A 21,205-nucleotide genomic window follows, 5' to 3' on the forward strand; every position below is an offset into this window, starting at 1 on the left:
CTCCTGGAGATTGGTCTGCGCCGGCTGCGTGAAAAATGAACCGATGTGCGCAATTGCATCGCATTCTAATGGCAGCCACAATATCTGTTAACTGGATTATTAAGATAAGGGTTATCGGTTATATAGATATGCGATTTACTCTACGTCAACTTCAAGTCTTCGTCGCCGTCGCTCAGCAGGAAAGCGTATCCCGTGCTGCGGGTCTGCTCAACCTCTCGCAATCGGCGGCCAGCACCTCGATCACCGAGCTAGAGCGCCAGTCCAGCTGTCAGCTGTTCGACCGCGCCGGCAAACGGCTGAGCCTCAACGCCCTCGGCAAACAACTGTTGCCCCAGGCGGTGGCGCTGCTCGATCAGTCCAAGGAAATCGAGGACCTGCTCAATGGCAAGTCCGGTTTCGGCTCCCTGGCCGTCGGCGCGACCCTGACCATCGGCAATTACCTGGCGACGCTGCTGATCGGCAGCTTCATGCAGCGCCACCCGGAAAGCCAAGTGAAGCTGCACGTACAGAACACAGCCAACATCGTGCAACAAGTCGCTCACTATGAAATTGATCTGGGTCTGATCGAAGGCGACTGCAGCCACCCGGACATCGAAGTGCAGAGTTGGGTCGAGGATGAACTGGTGGTGTTCTGCGCGCCCCAGCATCCGCTGGCCAAACGTGGCATCGCGAGCATGGAAGAGCTGAGCCAAGAGGCGTGGATTTTGCGTGAACAGGGCTCTGGCACGCGGCTGACCTTCGACCAGGCCATGCGTCATCATCGCAGCGCGCTGAACATTCGCCTGGAGCTGGAACACACCGAAGCGATCAAACGCGCGGTAGAGTCAGGCTTGGGGATTGGCTGTATTTCACGGCTGGCACTGCGTGATGCGTTCCGCCGCGGCAGCCTGGTGGCGGTGGAGACACCGGATCTGGATCTGGCGCGGCAGTTCTATTTCATCTGGCACAAACAGAAATTTCAGACACCGGCGATGCGCGAATTCCTCGACCTGTGCCGCGCCTTCACCGCCGGGGTTCAGCGCAGCGACGAGATCGTGCTGCCCACCATCGCTTAAAGCAGAATCACCGCCCACACCAGCGCAATCATGGTCAACGCCACGAACTGTGCAGCGCTGCCCATGTCCTTGGCGTTCTTGGACAATGGGTGCAGCTCAAGGGAAATGCGGTCAATGGCCGCTTCTACCGCCGAATTAAGCAACTCGACGATCAAGGCCAGCAGGCAAACGGCAATCAGCAGCGCCTGCTCGACCCGGCTGACGTTCAGGAAGAACGAAATCGGAATCAGAATGACGTTGAGCAACACCAGTTGCCGAAACGCCGCTTCACCGGTAAAGGCTGCGCGCAGGCCATCCAGCGAGTAGCCGGAGGCGTTGAGGATGCGTTTTAGGCCGGTTTGGCCTTTAAAAGGTGACATAGGGTAGGCAACTGACCAAAAGGGAATGGGAAAGCTAGAGTAAATAAAGTCAAAAAAGCGTGAATACGTAACGCTTTAATGGCTGGAAATTGACTCAAGTTGTTGCAAGAGCAACGCCGCCTGGGTTCGAGTCCGCACGTTCAGCTTGCGGAAGATCGCCGTCACATGCGCCTTGATCGTCGCTTCGGACACGCTCAGCTCATAGGCGATCTGCTTGTTCAGCAACCCTTCACAGACCATAGTCAGCACCCGGAACTGCTGGGGCGTCAAGCTCGCAAGCCCCTCGCTGGCAGCCTTGGCTTCCGCGGACACGCTGACCGCTTCGAACGCCTGGGGCGGCCAGAAGACGTCACCATCAAGCACCGCACGCACGGCTTTTTGAATGACGCTCAGGTCGCTCGACTTGGGAATGAAACCGCTGGCGCCGAATTCACGGGACTTGACCATGATCGAGGCTTCTTCCTGGGCCGAGACCATCACCACCGGAATCTGTGGGTACTGACCGCGCAACAGCACCAGCCCGGAAAATCCGTAGGCCCCCGGCATGTTCAGGTCCAGCAGCACCAGGTCCCAGTCGGATTTTTCGTCGAGGCGGGTTTCCAGTTCGGCAATGCTCGCCACTTCCACCAGACGGACGTCCGGGCCCAGGCCCAAGGTCAACGCTTGGTGTAATGCACTTCGAAAGAGAGGGTGGTCATCGGCTATCAGGATTTCGTATGTGGCCATTTTTCAAATGATCCTGTTTTTCAAACAACTCAAGGCACAGCCACGGAGCTGCACCAACAGGGCACGTTCAACGCCAACTACATGATCAAACGGCGTTTCAAACTCTGGCCGCGCCCCAATCGGCGCCAAGCATGCCCAGCGAAGCCGGGGTGGTCAAGGTGCTTGGCCGGTACAGTTCTTTGCAGTATGGGCGACAATCAGCCGATGACCGGAACCGTGTTCTGCACGAAAGGCATCAACTCGGCGTGGGCCGGCGTTTCAACATTCATATCCAATTGATGTTTGGCGTCCAGGTAATGCTGGCTGAACACATCGAAGTAAGCGTCCAGTGCCGAGGCCGCGTCGGTATCACCCGCCAGGTCCAGGCACAGCGCTGCTACTTCAGCGGTACACAGGTGCTCGCTGCGGGTCGAGCGGCGCAAACGGTAGCGGGAGAGTTTCTCCGGGAGCAGGCTGAGGATTGGCAACCGGTCAAAATAAGGGCTTTTGCGGAAAATCTTCCGGGCTTCGGTCCACGTGGCGTCCAACAGAATGAACAGCGGCCGCTTGCTGCTCTCGATGTCGACGGTGTTGGTCACGCGCTCAGGCTCGACATACTCGCCCGGAAACACCAGGTACGGCTGCCATTGCGGGTCGGCCAGCAGGTCCAGCAGTTTTTGATCGGTTTCCGTGCGCGACCAGATAAACGCATGGTTATCGCGAACCACATCGGCGATCAGCCAACCGGTATTGCTCGGCTTGAACACTTCCTTGTTGGTCATGATCAGGCACACGCCGGAACGCGTCTCGACCTGCGGGCGCCAGGCACACAGGCAATGGCTCTCGATCACTCGGCAGGCACGGCAACGGGTTGCCCGCCAGCCACGGGCCTGGATCGGCTTGATGCCTTCCTCTTCGCGCTCGTCGCGCAAGCGGGCCACGGCGTTCGCCGCAAAGCGTGGGGTTTCAAGGTTCATCGCAGGCAACGCCGACAGATAGAGAAAATCGACACAAAAACCACTCGGCAAGGCAGAAAGTGCCGGCAGTTTATCAGAGCGGTCGGCGCAAGCCTGTACCGTCCGGGCCCGCTCCCCTATAATTCGCCGCCACTGAACGCACAGTCACGTGACGGGTCGAACCAACCAGTCACTGAACCAGGAGAGTTTCATGCTGCGCCTTATCGTTCCCACCGCTGCCGTTCTATTGGCGTCGTCCTTCAGCGCTCAGGCTGCTTCCTTGAGTGAGCAGAACCTCAACAGAGAGCTGCGCAACGTCGCCGTACAAAGCAGCGTCGGCACACCACGGGCGATCAACGAGGACATTCTTGATCAGGGCTACACCGTCGAAGGCAATACCCTGATCAACCACTTGAGCGTGCAAAGCAGCCACGCCGACAAGATGCGTGCCGATCCGAAAGCCGTGTATTTCCAGCTGGGTGCCTCGGTCTGCACCAACCCATCGTTCCGCAAGCTGATGGCCAAGGGCGCCGTCATGCGTTACGACTTCACTGAAGTGAAGACTAACCGCTCGGTCGGTTCCGCCAGTTATCAGGAATCGGACTGCCCGAAAGCGGCCCCGGCCAAGAAGAAGTAATCATCGGGAATTGGCGCGCCGCTGTTCATCCTCGGCGCGCAGTTCTGCCAGCAGGGCCTGCAAATAACGCGAACGGCGCTCGCCACCGCCCAGACGCCGGCAGCACTCCTCTTCAAGACTCAAATGATTGGTCTCGGCTGACGATTTCAATAATCGATACAGTTGCGCATCGATCTCCAGAATCAATCTGGCCATGATTTCCCGCCTCCCTGCCCACTCACATCCCTGAACCGCATGAACTTCGCGTACTGCCTTTGACGCAAAGTTGTCGTGTCACGCCTGTAACTTAGTAAATCAGAGCCACAGCCAGCGGGCCTGCGTTCAGACGAGCGGTGAAACCACCTTGCAAATCATTAATAAGCGGTTGCCAGGAAAGACTTTGCGGCGCAATGATCAAGCCAGCGCAATTGATCCAGAGGTACTAGATTTAGCGTATTCACATTGACTGTCAGGCCGAAAAGGAGCGGCCCGTTATGCGTTTGTTGTTGCGAAGGTTTTTTTCACTCGCTGGAAAAAACACAGCCTGCATGCAAGGAGAAGTTGAATGCCTTACCAACCGAATGACCTCCTCAGCCGTCATTTTGAAGAAAGCGGCCACGACCTCACCAGCAAGGTCGAAGAGCAACTCAACCTGGTTTCACCCAACAGCCCCAACATCCCGATTTACCGCGACATGATCCTGACCGTGCTGCGCATGGCCCAAGAAGATCACAACCGCTGGAACGCCAAGATCACCCTGCAGGCCCTGCGCGAACTGGAGCACGCGTTCCGTGTGCTGGAGCAGTTCAAGGGCCGGCGCAAAGTCACTGTGTTCGGCTCAGCCCGTACGCCGATCGAACATCCGCTGTATGGCATGGCCCGGGAACTCGGCGCCGCATTGGCGCGCTCGGACCTGATGGTCATTACCGGTGCCGGCGGCGGCATCATGGCCGCCGCCCACGAAGGCGCGGGCCTGGAACACAGCCTGGGGTTCAATATCACCCTGCCCTTCGAGCAGCATGCCAACCCTACCGTCCAGGGCACCAGCAACCTGCTGTCCTTCCACTTCTTCTTTACCCGCAAGCTGTTCTTCGTCAAGGAAGCCGACGCGCTGGTCCTCTGTCCGGGCGGTTTCGGTACGCTGGACGAAGCGCTGGAAGTGCTGACACTGATCCAGACCGGCAAAAGCCCATTGGTGCCGGTGGTGCTGCTGGATACGCCGGGCGGCACGTTCTGGCAGGGCGCGCTGGACTTCATCCACCATCAACTGGAGGAAAACCGTTACATCCTGCCCACCGACATGAAGCTGGTGAGCCTGGTCTACAGCGCCGAAGAGGCGGTGGCGCAGATCAACCAGTTCTACAGCAATTTCCACTCCAGCCGCTGGCTCAAGCATCAGTTTGTGATTCGCATGAATTACCCGCTCAGCGACGGCGCGCTCGAACACATGCAGACGGCTTTCGCCGACCTGTGCCTGAGCGACCACTTCCATCAGCATGTGTATAACGGCGAGGAGCATGATGAGCCGCAGTTCAGCCATCTGGCGCGACTGGCCTTCACCTTCAATGCCCGTGATCATGGGCGTTTGCGGGAGCTGGTGGACTTCATCAACCTGCCGGAAAACTGGGCACAGCCCAAACCCCAGGCGCAACAGCGCACGCGGGAACCGTCCAAGGTGACGTAAACAACAGGCAAAAAAAACGGCCCGCTATCGAAATAGCGGGCCGTTTTTATTTAATCATCCATCCCTCGACCGCTGAACAAGCGGTTGATCATCTCCATGGAAAACCCCCGATAAGCCAGGAAGCGCCCTTGTTTGGCACGTTCGCGCATGTCTATCGGTAGATGCCCGGCAAACTTGCGGCGCCAGGTGTCTTCCAGTTGTTCCTGCCAGTTGATACCACTCTCGCGTAAGGCGAGTTCGATGTCGGGACGTTGCAGGCCGCGCTGGCTCAACTCTTCGCGAATGCGCAAAGGGCCGTAACCGGAACGGGCACGGTAGGAAACGAAGCTTTCGAGGTAACGGGATTCGGACAGCAAGCCCTCTTCCGTCAATCGGTCGAGTGCAGTGTCAATCATTTCAGGGAGAGCGCCGCGCTGACGCAGTTTACGCGTCAGCTCGACTCGACCGTGCTCGCGTCGCGCGAGCAGGTCCATGGCGGTTCGCCGCACCGCGACGAGTGTATCGAGTACGGCGGTCATCGGATCAATCAGATATCCGCGTCAGCCAGATCATCAGCAGTCTCTTTGACTGGCGATGCTTTGACGTCCGGCGCCGGAGTCAGCAGCTTGTCACGCAGTTGCTTCTCGAGCTTCGCGGCGATTTCCGGATTGTCTGCCAGGAACTTGGCCGAGTTGGCCTTGCCCTGACCGATCTTGGTGCCTTCATAGGCATACCAGGCGCCGGACTTCTCGACGAAACCGTGCAGCACACCCAGGTCGATCATCTCGCCGTTGAGGTAGATGCCTTTGCCGTAAAGAATCTGGAACTCGGCCTGACGGAACGGCGAAGCGACCTTGTTCTTCACAACCTTGACGCGGGTTTCGCTACCGACAACCTCATCACCTTCTTTCACCGCGCCAGTACGACGGATGTCCAGACGAACCGAAGCGTAGAACTTCAGCGCGTTACCACCGGTGGTGGTTTCCGGGCTGCCGAACATCACGCCGATTTTCATACGGATCTGGTTGATGAAGATAACCAGGCAATTGGCGTTCTTGATGTTACCGGTGATTTTACGCAGCGCCTGGGACATCAGACGGGCTTGCAGGCCTACGTGCATGTCACCCATTTCGCCTTCGATCTCGGCCTTCGGCACCAGAGCGGCGACGGAGTCGACGATGATCACGTCAACCGCGTTGGAACGCACCAGCATGTCGGTGATTTCCAGGGCCTGCTCGCCGGTGTCCGGCTGGGAAACCAGCAGGTCGTCGACGTTGACGCCCAGTTTACCGGCGTATTCAGGGTCGAGGGCGTGTTCGGCGTCGACGAATGCGCAGGTCGCGCCAGCTTTTTGAGCCTGGGCGATCACGGACAATGTCAGCGTGGTTTTACCGGAGGATTCAGGACCGTAGATTTCAACGATACGGCCTTTTGGCAGGCCGCCAATGCCGAGCGCGATGTCCAGACCCAGAGAGCCAGTAGAGATAGCCGGGATCGCCTGACGGTCCTGATCGCCCATACGCATTACGGCACCCTTGCCGAATTGACGTTCGATCTGACCCAGGGCCGCAGCCAAGGCTTTCTTCTTGTTGTCGTCCATTAAAGTCCTCACGTAATCAATAAGGCCTGACGGCCAACACCTGTATAAGTAGCCAGTATTATTCCACAGCGATTAAGGATCGCCTACCCCTGATTTGAGATTTCTCCAGCGGCATGGCGCAGCAGCCCCTCTAGCGCGGCCTTGACCGTTTGTCGGCGGACCTCGTCGCGGTTGCCGGGGAAGTGCTGAACCTCACTGAACAAGGCCTCCCCGACGCCCCAGGCCAGCCAGACGGTGCCCACCGGTTTGCTCGCAGAACCGCCGTCCGGACCTGCCACTCCGCTGACCGCGACGGCAAACTGCGCGTGGCTTTTGTCCTGCGCGCCACGAACCATGGCCTCGACCACTTCGCGACTGACCGCCCCCACCGTCTCGAACAACCCCTCGGGCACATTCAGTTGCACGGTTTTCTGGCGGTTGGAGTACGTCACGTAACCGGCCTCGAACCACGCCGAACTCCCGGGAATGCGGGTGATCGCCTCGGCGATCCCGCCGCCGGTGCAGGACTCGGCGGTGGTGACGTGGGCATTGAGAACTTGCAAGCGCCTGCCAAGTTCAGCGGCCAGTTGGGTGATTTCTTTCACGGTCCTCTCCTGATCGGGCTGAATGGAACCACCGTACACGAGCACATCGCGCTTGCAAGATACAGAACCGATCAAAATGTTAGCGAACGATGGCCTTGATATAGGCCTGACAAGCCTGCAAGGCAATCAATCCGCGATCACCGGCGTCGGTGATGGCGATAATTCGTTGAGCATGCGCCGGGTCAAGTCGGGCTCTTGGGGCGCCATGATCCACGCCGCCGGTGCCGGCGGCGGCTGGCATTGCACAGGTGGCGGCAACGTCATGGGCATCGAGGAGGACTGACAGGCGCACATCAGCAGTGGCAAGACGATCGCGCAGGCGACCTTGATCACGTTGGGCATCGCTTAGCGCTCGATAATGGGTTTGTTCACTGGCCGACAACCGTTGCTCCAGGGCCAGGCGCTTGTCTTGCTCGGCCTGTTGTTGCGTGGCGGCGGTCAGGGTCAGCTGATTCTGCGTCTCGCCCTGCAACCGGGCCTGTTCCGCCAGTTGCCCGCCATAGCGCCAATCCTGAACCTGCCAGGCCAGCACTGCCGCAAACCCGGCCAGCACAACGACGCCCATCACCCGCCAGGGGATCAGGCCGAAGGCTGACATAGCACCGCCCTCGCCCGCGCCCAGAGTTGCAAACGATCCTCGAGGCCGTTCAAGCCGCCGTTGATCCGGCGAGTGATGGTGTTGAACTGGTCGCGGTCGGCCAATTCATTCAGACCGTTCAGCTCCCAGAACCACGCGGCCGATTCAGCAGCCCATTGCGGTTGTTCCAGCAGTTCGGGCAGAGACAACAGACGTTCATCGCCGAACAGACCGAGGCTGCATTGTTGGTAGTTGGTGTGACCGGTGATCTGAATCAAGCCCCGGCCTCGGTACTTCTGGCCGTCGCCATCGGCTTCTGGCGTGTTACCCAAACGCAGGGCCAGAGTGCCGGTGTCGTATTTGCTCAGGTATTGGTTGTTGCCCAGTTCGCGCACGTACTGCAATTGGCCCGATTCATGGCCAACTTGCGCGAGGAACGCGGCGATGCGTTTGGGGGTGTTGATGTTGCGGCGGGTCATGGCGGTGTTGAGGGGGGAAATGAAAACGCCCGCTTGGGAGCGGGCGTTGGGCATGATGCTTATTAGTTGGTCATTCGTGACAGACATTTCCATCTATCCACTCTTAGCGTTAAAGGAGGGTTAGTGACTTTTCAGAAGTGCATCTTCAAGCCATTGCGGTTCGACAGGGCGATAGTCCACTTCAGGGAAATTTTCTGCTGAAGGCCATTCCCGGAGACTTTGCCGATAAACCAGCAACTCTTTGAACTCCACAGAACTCAGTGTGGTGCCTTCGCCCATTTCCAACTCTTCACCATCGCGGACGACCAACCATTGAGTCAGCTCAAGCGTCTTGTTTCGCCAGACCCTTTCAATGGATTCATTGGTTTGTACGGCCATTACAAACCGTTCCGGACGTCCGTTGCTGTTTAAGGAAAGAACCGTTCCTTTGGGAGCATTTGACACCAGTGCGCAATATTCACCATCACTGATTCCAAAGGCATCCGAAGGGATATTGGCACCGTGCAATTCTGAATGATAAAAACCAGAAGTAGTCGGAGAAAAATAATACATATTCAGTACCCTATTCCGATAACACGGGCGGCAATGGAGCCGGAGGGCCAATCCGGGCAACGCACGTTAAGACCTGAAAGCCGACTCACTGACGCGTTGTTCCACGTCATAGACGTTCCTGACGCCGTGCCCTCATGAGTGACGACCGCAAGAAACAACGCATTGGGAAACGCCAATGGCCAATAGTTGATGTCGCCATAACCGCTATTGGCGGCCTGACTCGCGGTGCCGCTGATCCATTGAAGGATCAACCCGCCCATCCAGGAAGGAAAAACGATGTAGCCAGAAATTCCCAGCCTGACCATAAACCCAAGTCTGAGTTTTTTCGGTGTCACGATAGACGCATCACTAACACCCGCATTGACTTCGGCCTGAGAGGCAATTTTTGCAGTGCCTACAATGGACTCTGTCGCCTGTAGCACCTTCTTTGCAATCGCTTGAAACACCCGCAGTGGTGTCATCAACTTAGTTGCATTGACACCTGACTCGGCTTCTTCTTGAGTCGCCAGACTTTCATTTTGCTTTTTGGTAATCAGTGTATTGATCGCCGCGTTCAATTGACCGTTATCACTTTCATCCGCGGAAGAGCCCGCACTGTTGATAACCCCCAGAATCTCCTGAGTAACGCCGTTGCCCCAACTGGCCGGAATCAAAGATCCTGGCACACCGGTCAGTGGGTTTTCATCTGCGAACTTTCCATTGACCAAACCCGCGCTGGGTACGCTTTTGGGATAATCCATCGTCCATGTCCTTTCAGTTAATAGTTGGAATCCGCGTCAAAAGCGTCTGCCAAACAGTCTGGAGCCTGTGGCCGGGATACAGCTGTTGGATAATTTGCGCAGGCCGGCCAATCGCGCAGCGCTTGTCGGTACTCCAGCAGCTCCAGGTACTCTTTCGCAGTGAGACTCGTCACACGACCAAGTTCCTGCTCATCGCGATGCCGGTTCAGCAGCCATTGGCTGTTCGAAAGAATGGATTGGCGCCATTCACGTACCAAACCAACAGATTCGTCAGTGATGTCATTGAGTGTGTCGATAGCTGGCGCACTCTCCACTTTTGGTAGAGGCGCAGTTGTCTGACTGCCACTGCCAATCGGCGCCCCCAATTCAACGACAACACCGTCAGGCACACGAACCATTGACGTTATAAAAGACGGTGCAAAGAGTTGGGTGATCGCATAATCGCCGGTATCAATCAGTTCAACCGCAACGCCGTCTTCTACCCGAGCATAAATAGCCATTACTCGTACTCCCATATTTCACAAAAGGCATTACCGCCAGCCCCGCCGAGAATGGAAGCAGAAGTACTGCTGGAACAGGAACCGCCACCACCCGATCCTCGCACTCCTGGATACCCATTGCCGTTCACACCTGATGCGGGGCCTCCGCCATCGAATGGGCTAGCGGCACCCTCACCAGAGCGAGTGCCCCAGTTTGCATTACTCATCCCGTAGCGTCCGGCTATGCCACGAGCGCTGGAAAGGTTCCCTCCCGTGACAGCTTGCCCACCATTACCCCCCTGGATAAAAGCAGACGAAGTTGCTGTCACCGAAAATAACTGGACTTCTCCGCCCGAACCTCCCGCAACACTCATGTAAGACCCGAAGGAAGCACCGCCCCCCGCCAGGCCAGTCGTGTTGCGGGCACTGCCACCAGCACCCAGCGAAACAGGCACCCCAGCCAGTATTTCCGGCGTTACGTCATAGAGGCTCTCGGCATACGCGCCCGAACCACCGCCACTGCCCAAAGCCTGATAATTCGCCGCGACAGGCGCGCAACCACCTCCGGAACCACCAGCACCAACCAACCGCACGCGAATCCGTTTGGCCTTGGGATTGGGACGATAAAAAGTAATGCCTACCGTCTCGAACTGCTTTACCGCCAGTAGCCGCCCCGTTGCATCGGTGATCCCATACCCACTTAAAGTGGTCGGAGTGTTTTTCATTTTGGTGAAGTCGACCAAGGCGCCAATGGCCATCGCCAATTGGTCGGTCTTCGCCTCGTCGGGGGTTAGCCCGGCCGCCTTGATCACGCTCAAAATCTCTTGCGTAACGCTGTTGCCCCAGACCGCGGGAATCAGCGACCCCGGAGTACCGACGATAGGGTTTTCATCAACAAACCAGCCGTTGACCAGGCCAACACTGGGAATGCTTTTTGGATAATCCACTTTTGCTTCTCCGTACCAGGCGATACCGAATGTCTACTGTTTCGCGGAGGAACCAGGAACGACCGGCCAATTGATTTCGCTTGGAAAACCTACTTGTTGTTCCATGCGATTGAGTTCAACGCTGTAGAGCTTCCACTCCATCAATGCCAGTTGCTCATCATGCGCGGCGTCACCGATGTCTTCGGCGTATTGAAGTGGCGCAATACGCAGAACAGCTTCGCGCAGCAAAACATCGCGCTTGGCCAAGACTTTATTTTTGAGATCGGACAACCGAGCCGCCTCGTCAAGTTTCCAGGCGTTATCCGCCCAAACGTAGTAATCACCCGGCCATGGCTCAGCCGTAAAACTTTCCGGCAACTCTCCAAGCTCACTCCAGATCTGCTGCGCACCACCCTCTTTGCGATAAACCAGGCCGCGTCGGTCAATCACTTCCCGCGGAACATTGTTGACCAACGCCCATGTCCGACCCTGTTCCGGGGTCGGCAATTCATAGGAAAGTTCAACAGCGTTACTGGGCAGCTGAATACCGATTCCTGGCGTAACGAAAAACTCTACCGGCCCCAACAAGGCGCCCGCGCTATCAATCAAATAATTAAACATGGACACCTCAGATAAGTTTGATACGGCCGGGATAGGCGATGTTGCGAGGACGTGTAACGCCACCGTGGTTGATCAACTCGGACTCGGGCAGTTGCATAACAGGAGGTGGCGATGCGATGTATCTGACGCTTGCCCCCGAGTAGTCGGTATAAACAGCCCCATCAAGCCCCAACAACGTTCTTTGGGTATTGATATGCGATGCAAACAGAATATTGTCACCGGCACCGTTATCGCCTTGCACCAAGGAGCCCTTTTGCCACGATCCCGGCGTGCGCCCCGGATCGACATCACGTCCCTCGGCAAGTAAACGGAGAAACTCGCCTCGGGCTTCGGGCGTTCGGAAGGTCGTCGAACCATCTCCTGTTGTCCACGCGCCACCCCGGTCGGCTTCGGAGCGCAACATGTCTGATTGTTGAGCGTGATCCCAAAGCCACGGCCACTCGGTACGATTGAGCAGCGATCCATTGAGCGCACCATATCCACCCGGCATCACCGTCGTAGAGGTCTCAAAAACTGCCCGTCCCAGCGCCGTACCGTCATACCGCCCAACAGGCCACCAGTTACCCGAGGCATCACTGCGCAGGTGCCACCAATCGCCCGCACCCATCAACACCAAAAACGGATAGCCACCAGCACTCAGATGGGTGTGAAACTTGATGGAATCGGTTTCCGAACAGCGAACGACCAACCGATGACCCGTGTTATCCACCCGTCGCACGATCACATCACGAACCCCCAAACCGGTGTTGGCCGCTGGCAGGGTAACGATGGCGGCAGTGGGACTTGCATCAATCAACACCAAACCGAGCTCTTCTGGCGCCAGCATCTTCGATGCCGCCAGCCGGGTAATCACCGAACGCATCGGGCTGGTCACACCAATAATCGCCTGGATCGCCTTCAGCAACTGGCCGTTGTCTCCCTCCGATGGCGCCATTCCAGCGCCAGCAACCACACTCAAAATCTCTTGCGTAACCGAATTTCCCCACACCGCCGGAATCAACGATCCAGGCGTACCGGCCACTGGGTCTTCATCGACAAACCGCCCATTCACCAGTCCGATACTGGGGATGCTTTTTGGATAATCCATCGTTCTGCTCCCTGTAATAAAAGCCCTGCAAGACCATTGGCACAACGGCCACATAGCTCATGTTCGAATAAAAAAAATGCCCACGGGTGAGTGGGCGTTGGATATAGCGGGTACTTCAAATGAACTAGCTAACCAACTCGCCCACCACGTTACGGATCGCCGCAATGGCTTCTTCGCTAACTTGGTTAGCCAGATCTGTTTTGCCTTTGGCGATATGAGCTTTGATTTGCGCTTTAGCCTTCAATCGAAGGGTTCGAAGTGTCAGCAGGCTTTCGTTGAATTGAGCGGCCTTGGCGACAATCTGATCGGCAGCCTGTTTGGCGGTCCGGCCTTTTACAACCCACGCCGCTACCGACAGCGGTACTTCTTTTTTCGGATAGCCCTCTTCCATAAAAGCCCGGGCGTCAGCGGCGGCTTGGGCGTACTCCATCGCACGCAGCGGGTCGCCAGCGATCATCTGACGAGCATTGTCAGCCGCCTCGTCCACCCGAGCACAAAGCTGATCAACGTTCAGATCATTCAACGCCAGCGCATCGGCGAGATCCAATACCCACTGACTACCGTCCCAGCAATGCCTTGGGGAGGGCTGCGGTACTACGACGTTCGTCAGCTCGCCCTTGAAAACCAGGTGCGGTAACTCCTTCCTGACCCATTGCTCAGCGGTAATTTGCAAAACGGCCGCATCAGTCGCGGGCGCTGCATAGGCGAACAATTCGGTGTCTTGCCATTCAATGACCACACCTGAGTGACGGCAATAAAGCACTTGTTTTGTCATGTTTTCACCATTCGACGATCATAAGGCCGGGCGTTCCCTGACCACCTGGCTGGGCCAGGCCTGCACCCGAAATGTAGTAGCCTCCCGCACCACCGCCGCCAGCGCCGAAACCATACGCCGGTTTGCCGGCATACCCTGAACTCGTGCCGGAACGGGCAGAACTTCCGCCAGAGCCGAAAGGTCCACTTGCCCCAAATCCCCCGTACCCGGCGGCTACATTGGCGACGGTGTCTGTCGCATCACCGCCGGCAGGAAAGCCCTGCCCTCCAGTGGGGCCCGGAACAAACCCGGAGGCGTTGACACCTACAATGCCTGCACTGCCGCCGGACAACACAAGCAGAGCCCCTGATGCCCCCACGAGCGTATTGCCGCCCGCCGTTGCCGCCACTCCAGCGGTTGCTCCCATTCCCGCAGCGCCGATGACGATAGGGATCACCTGACCAGGCGTCACCGCTACCAATAGTTTGATGATCGGTTGACCGGCACCACCGCCGCCACCTCCTGAAGCAATGGCGCTGGTGCCGCCAGGACAAGCACCTCCACCGCCACCGCCGGCACAACCGCTGAGCCAAATCTTCGTAACACCTGCGGGGACAGTGAAACTGCCATTTGCAGTGAAGCGCTGGATGCCGAGCCCCGCAGACGAGCGACTGACACTACGAATTGCTCCCAAAAGCTGAGTCAGATTGGACTCACTCGGTGTCAGGCCGGCAGCGGTAATCACTTCAAGAATTTCACTCGTGACCCCATTGCCCCAGCTCGCCGGAATCAACGACCCCGGCGTGCCCATCAACGGGTTCTCATCCACAAACTTCCCATTGACCAACCCAGCGCTGGGCACACTTTTCGGATAATCCATCCCTCTACTCCCTAGTCATAATTGATATGCACCTTGGTGTGCGCCGGGGCGCTGCGATGGATCAGGCATTCCAGGGCCGAGCCCGGGTTCATGCCAAACCGCTCACCCCAATAACTCGCCCCAAAGCGCCGTCCCAGCAGCAAGCGGCCGCCGGTGTTCAGCGTCCACATGAACTGCGCCTGCCAGGTGCCGAAGTGCGCCGCGCCAAACCGTGAGCGGCCCATTCGCGGGGCTTCGAGTTCGGTGATGGTGGCGTTCGGATAACCTTGGGTGCGGGCGATTTCCACGTAGTAACTGATGGCCTGGCTGCCCACTGCCAACAGCCGGCGGCGCACGGCCAGACGTCGGTCGTCGAACAACGGCGTGGCGCCCAGGCATGGGTCGGGCAGGTTCATCACCCGCTCCCAATCCGGCACCAATTCGCTGACGCCGGCCGGGTCCATTTCGTTGAGCAGGTCGGCGGCGCGGGCGTCGAGGCGGGCCAGTTCCTGGGCGATGCCGTCCAGCACCTCTTCCAGTTCCGGTACTCGCTCGGGGTCCCAGGCCGGGCCGCTCGGTAGTAGGCTGCGCAGTTGCGCGTGGTATTGCGCGGCGGTTCTCAGCCCCCCCATATGCAGCCTCCGAACGTCAGCAGTTGGTTAATGTCGGCGTCGACATTGACGGTGGGCGCGGACAACGTGTGGTCACTTTCGCCCGTGGCGCTGCTGATCGCTTCGCGGATATGGCTGATCAGCAAGGTGTCGCCGAGACCGGCTTCGCGGTTATGCAAATCACGCAATTGCGCTTCGACCGCAGCGCGCACAGCGGTGGTGTCGGGGGTCAGGGTCAATTTGTAGGTGACCGGCACTTGAACGGGCGGCAGCACATGCATCTCAGCCGTGACTGGTCGCAACGGTTCGATGTAGGCCTGGACAGCGGCCAGTTGCGCAGCATTCGGCACCGGTTGCGGATCGTCGTCACGCATGATGTACACGTTAACGATGCCCAGCTTCTCGTAGGGGCTGCGACACCAGGCCCGGGTCACACCAGGGCATTCAAGCGCCCAGGTTTCATAGTCTTGCGTCGAGCCGCCGTGGGGGATGATGCGGTAGGAACTGATCACCCGGGAGCGCAGGGATTCCAGGCTTTCCCGGGCAACCCCGCCGATCAGCCCCGGCGCCAGCACCGTGAAGCTGTTGCCGACAATGCCCAGGATCGGTTGGACCGGGATCAGCGTCATGCCGGCATCGGCATTGCCCAGGCTGCCGGCGTCGAGCGCGGCGATGGTGGTGCTGTTGAGGCCATTGCTGGTGGTGCGCGACGCGGTCACTTTGTAGGTGCGACCGTCGCTCGATTGCAGCAGCGTATCGACATCCAGCACGGCACCCGCGCTGGCGGTAAAGCTGACGCTGCCGCTGGCGGCTTGCGCGGCTTTTCGCGGCTGGTTCAGACGCAGGGCGGCGATGCGTTCCAGGGTCGATTCGTCGGCCTTGTCCGGGAGGATCTGCTCGGCGATCCAGTCGAGGTAGCCATACAAACCATAGGCGGCGCCACCGAGGGTACGGGCCAGCACTTGCGCATCGGACTGGCGCAGCGAATCGCTGGCCAGGTCGCTTTGGGTGCGTTTGATCAGCACCGGCAGCGAAGGGGTTTCAAACGGCATAGATCACCTGCCAACTGTTATCAGGGTTGATGTCCAGGCGCTCGCCATCGGCCAGGGTCAGGACCGTGCGCAGGTTCAGGCGCTGGGCGTCGAGGCGTTCGCTGATGATGTCGATGGCGCTGCAATGGCCGTCGTCGATCAGCCATTGCAGGGCTTCGCGGGCATAGAACTCAGCGTCCATTTGCGTTTGCCGGGTCAGCTTGACCCGACGCAGCAGCCACAGCCGCGAGCCGATGCGGTCGTCGGCGACGGTGGGAAAGGTGTCGCCCCACCAGCCGAAGCGTTCCTCATCATCGAGGGCATCGTCATCGGCGGCACGGCGCCAGGTGAACAGGCTGATCAGCACCGAACGGGTCAGCGCGGCGTGGAGGTTCTGGCTGATGAGCATCACTGGCCTCCCGCCGGCACACCGGTCTGGCCACTGCCCGCCTGCACGCCGACGTGCACGTGTTTGATCTGGCTGATGCCGCCCGCGACCTGGTCGCCCTGGGAGACGATCTTGCCGGTCTGGGTCAGGGTCGGGGTGTCGATGTTCACGGCGCTGCTGGCGCGGATGTTCAGTGTCGCGGTCTGGATATCGATGATCCGACCGCGCTTGAAGTGGATCTTGTCGCCTTCGTCGGTGTAGATCGCCACTTCGCCCTGGGCCAACGCCTTAAGGCGATAGCGGCGGTCGGCGACCACCAGGACGATGGCGTGGGAGCGGTCACCGCCCAGAAATGTGGCGATACCTTCGGCGCCGGCCAGCGGATTGCTGGTGAAGCCGTAGGGTTCGAAGTGTTCCATGTCGTCGTTCACTTCACCGGCGGTGAGGCGCATTTGCAGCGATTGCAGCTTGGTGGCCGAGTTGGCGAGCACGACAGTGCCGCGCGCCAGGAGGCGTGTCAGTAGGCTCATTGGGTTTCCTTCAAAGATCGGGCGTGTGAGCGCGCCGCCTCAGGTCTTCTTGGGCGGCGTCGGATTGGCGTCGAAGGTATGCGGCGGCGCGACTTGCAAGGTGGTGACGGAGCCCTGCGCCGAAAGCGAGTAAGTGACTTTGGAAATCAGCATGTCGCCGTCCACTTCCAGCACCGGGTCCTTGACCTTGACCAGCGTGTTGTGGCGCCACAAATCGCCATTGGCCTGGCGCCAGCCTTGCACCTGGTAAGTGGTGGTCAAGGCTTTGCCGACGCGGGTGGCGGCTTCCCAGTTGGCCCTTTGCAGCGCCAGCTCGGAGGTAATCTGCGCGCCTTCATTGATCACCGTAACCCGCTTGCGCTTGAAGCCCAGATCGGCGGACACCGCCTCGACCTCGCTGACCGCCGCCCCGCTCTTCTGGTCATTGCCTTTCTGCTGGCCAATGACCCGGTATTCGGAGAACACCTGGCTGTAATCCATCGGCGCGTTGGCCGAGAGAATGTTCTTGCCCAGTTCCAGCACATCGCTGGCGCGCCCACCGCTGCCCGGTCGGGCCAGGACCACCCGGCCCTGGGCATCATCGGTGGAAAACACCCGGAATAACGTGAGCAAGCGGTCGATGGACTGGAACACCGTTTCCCCCGGCACGATGGTGTGACTGCCGAGCCGGGCGGTTTCCGCAATTTCACTGGCCACGTAGATCGAATACGACGACGCCAGCGCCTCAACGATGCTCAGCAATGATTGCTGATGCCATTGGTTAGGACGATTGGTCGCCGCACAATCCACCAGGTCCTGGGTTTTCGAACTGCCTTCGACGCTCAGGCTGATTTGTCGCCCGTCATAACTGATCGGCGCCTTGAACACATACCCGGTCAGCACCAGGTCGTTGCCGATCCGCACTTCGCATGGCGCGCCGGGTTGAATCCGTCGCACCAGAGTTTGCCCTGGCCATTGCCAGGTGATATCGAGTTTGAAGGTGCGGAACTGACGCTCCAGATCGGCCGTGATCTGCACGCTTTTCCAGCCACCATATTCGAGGCCGTCAACGGTCATGGTGACCTTGTTATCCAGTTCACTCATGGCTTACTCCCCCGAGAGTTTCAGGTCATTCGGCGGGGTGAAACCCGGATGGACCACGCCGTTGCGCTGGATCACTTCCTCCACCCGCGTCGCATCGCCCAACTGTTTGTAGGCGACGACCAAGGCCGGAAAACTCTCCTGGAACGACTTGCTGACCAGCCGGACACCCGACGATGCAACGGCCGTGAGATGCGCATTGAGCTTATGCCGCAGGTCGGTCATGGCCTGATAGTGCGCTGGATCCGCCTTGTTCGACGCTTGCTGGATCGCCTCATTGAGGGCTGCGCGCAACGCCAGCACATCATCGGCCACCGGCACGGCTTGACGCTGCACCGGTTGTTCGGCTTGTTGCTCCAGCGACGGCGTGGACCCGAGCTTGACCACCTTGGAGGCCACTGGCATCGCGGCGACCCATTGGGCGGCCTGCACCAGCAACGTGTCCTGCACCAGATTGGCCAGGGCCTGGGCCGCGGCGGTGGTGTCCTTGCCGGTGGTGATCTTCGGCGCGTCAGCCTTGCGGATGGCTTCGACCTGCTGGGAGACGTTGGCAATCACGCCACGATAACCGTCACGGGCAAAGTCCTTGAGCTCCTTGATGTCGCCGATCAAGCCCTTGAATTCAGCCGCCACTTCCTTGGGCAATTCCTTGACCGCTTTCACCAGCTCACTGATCTGCTTGTATTGATCAATCAGCGGCTGCAACTGTTGCTGGATGACGCCGTAGATGTCCTTGATGCTGTTGCGCAGGTCGGCAATGCCGATCCGCGCGGCCTTGATCAAGGTCATCGCGTCTTCGAAGCGTGCCACCGCCGAACCTAAAAAACTGTCCGCCGACACCAGCAACACTTTCTGCGTACTGACCGTCGCCGTCGGAAACGGCAGCGGTTCATCGGGGTAAAACTTCAGCGCAAAGGTCACCAGCCCGCCGTCCTGGCGGGTGTGGGTCATGTCGCATTCGCCGACCTTGACCTGCAAACGTCCCAGCCACGGATGGACCAGTTCACCACTGCCCTGCTCCAACGCCTTGAGCAGCTTGTCGCGCTGCTCCAGACAATCGGCACCGACGATAAACGCCGTCAGATCGTGAATCTTTGCCTGCTGGCCAAGGTTCTCGTAAAACGGCAAGTCGCGCTGCGGATACTCGTGCAACTGACCCTTTTTGCCGACCGGGGTTTTCGCCTGATCGACCCAGAAACCGACACCTCGAAAGGACGCCGGCAATAAACGGTCACGCCAGCTCATTGGAGCCTCCCAGGGAAAGTGAGCGGTAGCCGATGCGCGAGTTGAGCGCCAGCGCCGGTTGATTGGTTTGCGGCTGATCGGTGCGCAGTCCGGCCGGCGCATTTTCGAAGCGTACGGTCAGGCCGCCTTCGAGTTGCGTGCGGTTGTTGGCAGCGGTTTGCTGGATCAGCGCGCTGGAGTTTTGCGTCAGGGAGCCGGCTTGCATTGAAGGTTTTTGCGGCGAATTGTCGGGCACCGCCAATGCGTTTGCGGACGGCTCGGTGCTGGCCCCAAAGAACGCGGGCGCAAATTCACCTTTGCCTTCGGCGTTGGTCTTTTTCTGGTCATTAGCCAGGCCTTCGATCTTGCCGGTCACCTTAGTGATAAAGCCACCGAAGCTACCGCCAAACATCTCCCTGATCGGCGCCATAAGGGTCTGAATCTTGTCCGCCCATTCGCTGACGACGCTGGTCAATGGTGACCAGTTCTGCGTGAAAAGGTCCAGGGGCGAACCAGTAAACGGGATGCCGAAGACAGCCGCCAGCGCCACCATCTTCTCCCGAATGCTCTCCTCCATCCCGGCAAAGAACTCAGGAACACCGCCCCAGAGCTCCGCAATCTTATCCATCGGCAAGTAGTCGTTGAACAGAGTGCGAAGCGCATCTTTCACCGGCACGACCAGTGCGACCAGCAAGTCAAAAATGGCGGCAAACAGCCCTGTTATCGGCCCCCAGTTATTCAGAATCATGCCCTGCGGCGTCCAGTCGAAGCACGCCTTGATGAAGGTAAACGCCGAGGTCACGTTGTCTTTCAGGCGCCCGAAAATCGCCCCAATGATCGAGCTGATTGGCCCCCAATTACTGAGGATCAGCCCTTGGGGTTGCCAGGCAAACCAGAGTTTATAAAGCTCGATCGCGGGCCCCGCTACAGCCTCGATGCCTTTCCACAGCGAGGAGAAGAACGCGGTAACGGGCCCCCAATTGCTGATCAACTGCCCGATGGGCGTGAAGCTGAACATCGTCTTGAAGAACTCGACCATCGGCATCACTACAGGCGCAATCTTTTGCCAGAGCCCGGCAAAAAACGTCGAGATCGGTTTCCAGTTGGCTACGATTAACCCGGCGGCCAAGGCAATGCCCGTGGCGATCAGCATGATGGGGTTGGCCTTCATCACCAGACTCATCACGTCAAACACCTGGGTTGCGCCCGTTACTGCGGTTTGAATCGCCGAGAACGCGATGGCACCGGCCGCCAGCCCTTCAACCAGTTTCGGGTTGTCATTGAGCAGTGTTCCCACGCTGTTAAGCATTGGTTCAAGGCCGACCACCAGGGTCGCGACCGCCGGCAACAACGCCGCATCAATCGCGGAGGAAACCGTGCTCATTGACTGACTGAACACGTTCATGGTTTGCGTCGCGGTTACCGGCGCGCTCGGCAAATCAACGCCTTTGGCAGCCTCACTGACCTCGGCCAATTTCCCCTTGAACGCATCGGACGCCTTGATCCCGTCCACGAACGGCGTGATCACGCTACCGCCCTTGAACAGGCCGCTGATATCCAGTTTGCCGAGGCCGGCCTGTTCAAGATTCTGTTTAAAGCTGTCGACCTTTGAAACAAGGGCTTTGAGCTTGGGGGACAGGTCGTCGATGCCGGTCAACAGCACCGATTTTTTTATCGTGTCTTCATCTGCCATCACTGCACCTGCTGCATCGCATTGATCCGTTGCGCG

27 protein-coding genes are annotated in these 21,205 nt (G+C 58.7%); 3 read left to right on the plus strand and 24 right to left on the minus strand.

Features of this window, described 5'->3' with window-relative positions:
- Window positions 1-128 precede the first annotated feature (128 nt).
- On the plus strand, window positions 129-1,055 hold the full coding sequence (locus tag HKK53_RS14175) for a LysR family transcriptional regulator (RefSeq protein WP_169371341.1): 927 nt from the start codon (window positions 129-131) through the stop codon (window positions 1,053-1,055).
- On the opposite strand, the gene HKK53_RS14180 is transcribed toward HKK53_RS14175, so the two are convergent.
- From HKK53_RS14180 to HKK53_RS14190, 3 genes are all read right to left on the minus strand, one after another.
- On the minus strand, window positions 1,052-1,414 hold the full coding sequence (locus tag HKK53_RS14180; protein ID WP_007947182.1) for a diacylglycerol kinase: 363 nt from the start codon (window positions 1,412-1,414) through the stop codon (window positions 1,052-1,054). The two genes, HKK53_RS14175 and HKK53_RS14180, sit on opposite strands and share 4 nt — an antisense overlap.
- A gap of 75 nt (window positions 1,415-1,489) precedes the next feature.
- Window positions 1,490-2,140: a response regulator transcription factor ErdR gene (erdR, locus tag HKK53_RS14185; protein ID WP_010462704.1), complete on the minus strand. Its 651-nt coding sequence runs from the start codon at window positions 2,138-2,140 to the stop codon at window positions 1,490-1,492.
- A gap of 197 nt (window positions 2,141-2,337) precedes the next feature.
- Complete coding sequence (locus HKK53_RS14190) at window positions 2,338-3,096, minus strand: tRNA-uridine aminocarboxypropyltransferase (RefSeq protein WP_169371342.1); 759 nt, start codon at window positions 3,094-3,096, stop codon at window positions 2,338-2,340.
- Window positions 3,097-3,286: 190 nt separating this feature from the next.
- On the opposite strand from HKK53_RS14190, the gene HKK53_RS14195 reads away from it, so the two are divergent.
- The gene (locus HKK53_RS14195) at window positions 3,287-3,712 is read left to right on the plus strand and encodes a PA3611 family quorum-sensing-regulated virulence factor (protein ID WP_169371343.1); all 426 of its coding nucleotides are present in this window, start codon (window positions 3,287-3,289) and stop codon (window positions 3,710-3,712) included.
- On the opposite strand, the gene HKK53_RS14200 is transcribed toward HKK53_RS14195, so the two are convergent.
- The gene (locus HKK53_RS14200) at window positions 3,713-3,907 is read right to left on the minus strand and encodes a hypothetical protein (RefSeq protein ID WP_054047053.1); all 195 of its coding nucleotides are present in this window, start codon (window positions 3,905-3,907) and stop codon (window positions 3,713-3,715) included.
- Between the two features lie 349 nt (window positions 3,908-4,256).
- Between HKK53_RS14200 and HKK53_RS14205 the strand changes: the two genes are divergently transcribed.
- A complete protein-coding gene (locus HKK53_RS14205) occupies window positions 4,257-5,375 on the plus strand; it encodes a TIGR00730 family Rossman fold protein (protein WP_169371344.1) in 1,119 nt (372 codons plus the stop codon).
- A 50-nt stretch (window positions 5,376-5,425) separates the two neighbouring features.
- On the opposite strand, the gene recX is transcribed toward HKK53_RS14205, so the two are convergent.
- From recX to HKK53_RS14305, 20 genes are all read right to left on the minus strand, one after another.
- Window positions 5,426-5,893, minus strand: coding sequence for a recombination regulator RecX (recX, locus tag HKK53_RS14210; RefSeq protein ID WP_169371345.1), 468 nt, complete (start codon window positions 5,891-5,893; stop codon window positions 5,426-5,428).
- A gap of 8 nt (window positions 5,894-5,901) precedes the next feature.
- A complete protein-coding gene (gene recA / locus HKK53_RS14215; RefSeq protein WP_007907270.1) occupies window positions 5,902-6,954 on the minus strand; it encodes a recombinase RecA in 1,053 nt (350 codons plus the stop codon).
- Between the two features lie 83 nt (window positions 6,955-7,037).
- Window positions 7,038-7,538 carry a CinA family protein gene (locus HKK53_RS14220; protein ID WP_169371346.1) on the minus strand — a complete coding sequence of 167 codons (501 nt, stop codon included), beginning with the start codon at window positions 7,536-7,538 and terminating at the stop codon, window positions 7,038-7,040.
- Between the two features lie 79 nt (window positions 7,539-7,617).
- Entirely contained in the window at window positions 7,618-8,136 is a 519-nt protein-coding gene (locus tag HKK53_RS14225; RefSeq protein ID WP_169371347.1) for a lysis system i-spanin subunit Rz, read from the minus strand.
- Window positions 8,118-8,681 carry a glycoside hydrolase family 19 protein gene (locus HKK53_RS14230; protein ID WP_169371348.1) on the minus strand — a complete coding sequence of 188 codons (564 nt, stop codon included), beginning with the start codon at window positions 8,679-8,681 and terminating at the stop codon, window positions 8,118-8,120. Before HKK53_RS14230 ends, HKK53_RS14225 begins: the two co-directional genes overlap by 19 nt.
- 33 nt (window positions 8,682-8,714) lie before the next feature.
- Window positions 8,715-9,146: a hypothetical protein gene (locus HKK53_RS14235; RefSeq protein ID WP_169371349.1), complete on the minus strand. Its 432-nt coding sequence runs from the start codon at window positions 9,144-9,146 to the stop codon at window positions 8,715-8,717.
- Between the two features lie 2 nt (window positions 9,147-9,148).
- Window positions 9,149-9,886, minus strand: coding sequence for a gp53-like domain-containing protein (locus HKK53_RS14240; protein WP_169371350.1), 738 nt, complete (start codon window positions 9,884-9,886; stop codon window positions 9,149-9,151).
- Between the two features lie 17 nt (window positions 9,887-9,903).
- A complete protein-coding gene (locus tag HKK53_RS14245) occupies window positions 9,904-10,386 on the minus strand; it encodes a phage tail assembly chaperone (RefSeq protein WP_169371351.1) in 483 nt (160 codons plus the stop codon).
- Window positions 10,386-11,312, minus strand: a complete 927-nt coding sequence (locus tag HKK53_RS14250; protein ID WP_169371352.1) for a glycine-rich domain-containing protein — start codon at window positions 11,310-11,312, stop codon at window positions 10,386-10,388. Before HKK53_RS14250 ends, HKK53_RS14245 begins: the two co-directional genes overlap by 1 nt.
- 33 nt (window positions 11,313-11,345) lie before the next feature.
- A complete protein-coding gene (locus tag HKK53_RS14255; protein ID WP_169371353.1) occupies window positions 11,346-11,912 on the minus strand; it encodes a tail fiber assembly protein in 567 nt (188 codons plus the stop codon).
- Window positions 11,913-11,919: 7 nt separating this feature from the next.
- Entirely contained in the window at window positions 11,920-12,999 is a 1,080-nt protein-coding gene (locus HKK53_RS14260; protein WP_169371354.1) for a phage tail protein, read from the minus strand.
- 124 nt (window positions 13,000-13,123) lie between these two features.
- Window positions 13,124-13,774, minus strand: a complete 651-nt coding sequence (locus tag HKK53_RS14265; RefSeq protein ID WP_178117453.1) for a hypothetical protein — start codon at window positions 13,772-13,774, stop codon at window positions 13,124-13,126.
- A gap of 4 nt (window positions 13,775-13,778) precedes the next feature.
- A complete protein-coding gene (locus HKK53_RS32445; RefSeq protein ID WP_178117454.1) occupies window positions 13,779-14,633 on the minus strand; it encodes a glycine-rich domain-containing protein in 855 nt (284 codons plus the stop codon).
- A gap of 11 nt (window positions 14,634-14,644) precedes the next feature.
- Entirely contained in the window at window positions 14,645-15,244 is a 600-nt protein-coding gene (locus HKK53_RS14275) for a YmfQ family protein (protein WP_169371355.1), read from the minus strand.
- Complete coding sequence (locus tag HKK53_RS14280) at window positions 15,232-16,275, minus strand: baseplate J/gp47 family protein (protein WP_169371356.1); 1,044 nt, start codon at window positions 16,273-16,275, stop codon at window positions 15,232-15,234. The genes HKK53_RS14275 and HKK53_RS14280 overlap by 13 nt, the downstream gene beginning before the upstream one ends.
- Window positions 16,265-16,663 carry a phage GP46 family protein gene (locus tag HKK53_RS14285; RefSeq protein WP_123719829.1) on the minus strand — a complete coding sequence of 133 codons (399 nt, stop codon included), beginning with the start codon at window positions 16,661-16,663 and terminating at the stop codon, window positions 16,265-16,267. Before HKK53_RS14285 ends, HKK53_RS14280 begins: the two co-directional genes overlap by 11 nt.
- Window positions 16,663-17,172: a phage baseplate assembly protein V gene (locus HKK53_RS14290; protein WP_169371357.1), complete on the minus strand. Its 510-nt coding sequence runs from the start codon at window positions 17,170-17,172 to the stop codon at window positions 16,663-16,665. Before HKK53_RS14290 ends, HKK53_RS14285 begins: the two co-directional genes overlap by 1 nt.
- A gap of 39 nt (window positions 17,173-17,211) precedes the next feature.
- Complete coding sequence (locus HKK53_RS14295) at window positions 17,212-18,255, minus strand: phage baseplate assembly protein (protein ID WP_169371358.1); 1,044 nt, start codon at window positions 18,253-18,255, stop codon at window positions 17,212-17,214.
- Between the two features lie 3 nt (window positions 18,256-18,258).
- Window positions 18,259-19,497, minus strand: a complete 1,239-nt coding sequence (locus HKK53_RS14300) for a DNA circularization protein (RefSeq protein ID WP_169371359.1) — start codon at window positions 19,495-19,497, stop codon at window positions 18,259-18,261.
- Window positions 19,484-21,169, minus strand: a complete 1,686-nt coding sequence (locus HKK53_RS14305; protein WP_169371360.1) for a phage tail protein — start codon at window positions 21,167-21,169, stop codon at window positions 19,484-19,486. Before HKK53_RS14305 ends, HKK53_RS14300 begins: the two co-directional genes overlap by 14 nt.
- Window positions 21,170-21,205: the final 36 nt, after the last annotated feature.

Origin of the sequence: Pseudomonas sp. ADAK7 (genome assembly GCF_012935675.1) — a bacterium.
GTDB lineage: Bacteria > Pseudomonadota > Gammaproteobacteria > Pseudomonadales > Pseudomonadaceae > Aquipseudomonas.

Coding starts and splice junctions, on each gene's coding strand:
- HKK53_RS14175 (WP_169371341.1), top strand. CDS start 129: ATGCGATTTACTCTACGTCAACTTCAAGTCTTCGTCGCCGTCGCTCAG.
- HKK53_RS14180 (WP_007947182.1), bottom strand. CDS start 1,414: ATGTCACCTTTTAAAGGCCAAACCGGCCTAAAACGCATCCTCAACGCC.
- erdR (WP_010462704.1), bottom strand. CDS start 2,140: ATGGCCACATACGAAATCCTGATAGCCGATGACCACCCTCTCTTTCGA.
- HKK53_RS14190 (WP_169371342.1), bottom strand. CDS start 3,096: ATGAACCTTGAAACCCCACGCTTTGCGGCGAACGCCGTGGCCCGCTTG.
- HKK53_RS14195 (WP_169371343.1), top strand. CDS start 3,287: ATGCTGCGCCTTATCGTTCCCACCGCTGCCGTTCTATTGGCGTCGTCC.
- HKK53_RS14200 (WP_054047053.1), bottom strand. CDS start 3,907: ATGGCCAGATTGATTCTGGAGATCGATGCGCAACTGTATCGATTATTG.
- HKK53_RS14205 (WP_169371344.1), top strand. CDS start 4,257: ATGCCTTACCAACCGAATGACCTCCTCAGCCGTCATTTTGAAGAAAGC.
- recX (WP_169371345.1), bottom strand. CDS start 5,893: ATGACCGCCGTACTCGATACACTCGTCGCGGTGCGGCGAACCGCCATG.
- recA (WP_007907270.1), bottom strand. CDS start 6,954: ATGGACGACAACAAGAAGAAAGCCTTGGCTGCGGCCCTGGGTCAGATC.
- HKK53_RS14225 (WP_169371347.1), bottom strand. CDS start 8,136: ATGTCAGCCTTCGGCCTGATCCCCTGGCGGGTGATGGGCGTCGTTGTG.
- HKK53_RS14230 (WP_169371348.1), bottom strand. CDS start 8,681: ATGTCTGTCACGAATGACCAACTAATAAGCATCATGCCCAACGCCCGC.
- HKK53_RS14235 (WP_169371349.1), bottom strand. CDS start 9,146: ATGTATTATTTTTCTCCGACTACTTCTGGTTTTTATCATTCAGAATTG.
- HKK53_RS14240 (WP_169371350.1), bottom strand. CDS start 9,886: ATGGATTATCCCAAAAGCGTACCCAGCGCGGGTTTGGTCAATGGAAAG.
- HKK53_RS14245 (WP_169371351.1), bottom strand. CDS start 10,386: ATGGCTATTTATGCTCGGGTAGAAGACGGCGTTGCGGTTGAACTGATT.
- HKK53_RS14255 (WP_169371353.1), bottom strand. CDS start 11,912: ATGTTTAATTATTTGATTGATAGCGCGGGCGCCTTGTTGGGGCCGGTA.
- HKK53_RS14260 (WP_169371354.1), bottom strand. CDS start 12,999: ATGGATTATCCAAAAAGCATCCCCAGTATCGGACTGGTGAATGGGCGG.
- HKK53_RS14265 (WP_178117453.1), bottom strand. CDS start 13,774: ATGACAAAACAAGTGCTTTATTGCCGTCACTCAGGTGTGGTCATTGAA.
- HKK53_RS32445 (WP_178117454.1), bottom strand. CDS start 14,633: ATGGATTATCCGAAAAGTGTGCCCAGCGCTGGGTTGGTCAATGGGAAG.
- HKK53_RS14275 (WP_169371355.1), bottom strand. CDS start 15,244: ATGGGGGGGCTGAGAACCGCCGCGCAATACCACGCGCAACTGCGCAGC.
- HKK53_RS14280 (WP_169371356.1), bottom strand. CDS start 16,275: ATGCCGTTTGAAACCCCTTCGCTGCCGGTGCTGATCAAACGCACCCAA.
- HKK53_RS14285 (WP_123719829.1), bottom strand. CDS start 16,663: ATGCTCATCAGCCAGAACCTCCACGCCGCGCTGACCCGTTCGGTGCTG.
- HKK53_RS14290 (WP_169371357.1), bottom strand. CDS start 17,172: ATGAGCCTACTGACACGCCTCCTGGCGCGCGGCACTGTCGTGCTCGCC.
- HKK53_RS14295 (WP_169371358.1), bottom strand. CDS start 18,255: ATGAGTGAACTGGATAACAAGGTCACCATGACCGTTGACGGCCTCGAA.
- HKK53_RS14300 (WP_169371359.1), bottom strand. CDS start 19,497: ATGAGCTGGCGTGACCGTTTATTGCCGGCGTCCTTTCGAGGTGTCGGT.
- HKK53_RS14305 (WP_169371360.1), bottom strand. CDS start 21,169: ATGGCAGATGAAGACACGATAAAAAAATCGGTGCTGTTGACCGGCATC.